The sequence below is a fragment of the Bacillus sp. mrc49 genome (assembly GCF_002803435.1).
In genome coordinates this window covers 1-968 of record NZ_PHNG01000528.1, presented here as the reverse complement: position 1 = coordinate 968, position 968 = coordinate 1, and the positions used below count along the sequence as shown (strand labels likewise).

General features: G+C 45.6%; 1 protein-coding gene. It reads right to left on the bottom strand.

All coding sequences use genetic code 11. From position 1 onward, the window contains the following. Nucleotides 1-968, bottom strand: a 968-nt coding sequence (locus CVN76_RS05270; protein WP_198512494.1) for a DEAD/DEAH box helicase, incomplete at both ends; no start/stop codon positions are given.

The window sequence follows — 968 nt, the reverse complement described above, 5'->3', positions numbered from 1 at the left end:
TGATCCAGTTGTCACTGCTGATGATTTCGTCGTTCAATGCTTGTTTTTTATCGAGCATTTGATCAATCTTTTCTTCCAGTGTCCCTGTACAGATTAGCTTATGAACATGAACGAATCGCTGCTGTCCAATTCGGTAGGCACGGTCCGTGGCTTGATTCTCGACAGCCGGGTTCCACCAGCGATCATAATGGATCACGTGGTTTGCTTCCGTTAGGTTAAGACCGGTGCCGCCAGCCTTTAATGAAAGAATGAAGATGGGGAATTCGCCATCTTGGAAGCGTGTAATCATATCATCGCGCTGCTTCTTGTTTGCACTCCCGTTCAGGAATGGAACTTCGATGTTATATCGTTTTTCCAGCAATTCTTTCATCATGTTGCCCATCCCGATATATTGGGTGAAAATGAGACAGCTTTCATCCTGTTCGCGGACGGCATCAACAAGCTCGGTAAGCTTCTCGAGTTTGCCGGATCGGTTAGCCGCCTTCAGGATGTTTTCCTTATCCATCTCTTTTAAATAAAGAGCTGGGTGATTGCAAAGCTGCTTCAGCTTATTCAGCATCTGCAGGATGATGCCTTTTCGTTCAAAGGCTGATAGTTGTTCGATATCAGTGAAAGTATCCTTAATCAGTTGTTCATACAACGATGCTTGCTCGGTGGTAAGCGGGACGAACTCCTTCTGCTCCTGCTTATCGGGAAGGTTGAGTGCGACATCTTTATCCCGTTTTGTACGACGGAGCAAGAACGGCTGTATTAAACGCTGCAATTCCTTGATTTTATCTTTTTGTTCATCCCGTTCGATGGTGGCCACATATTTTTCCTGGAATTGGCCCAGCGTTCCAAGATATCCTTTGTTAATGAAATCGAAAATCGCCCATAGCTCACTTAAGCGGTTTTCCATTGGCGTACCCGATAAAGCGATATGATGCTGGCCATTGAGTTTACGGACTGCCTTGGATTGCTTGGTTTGG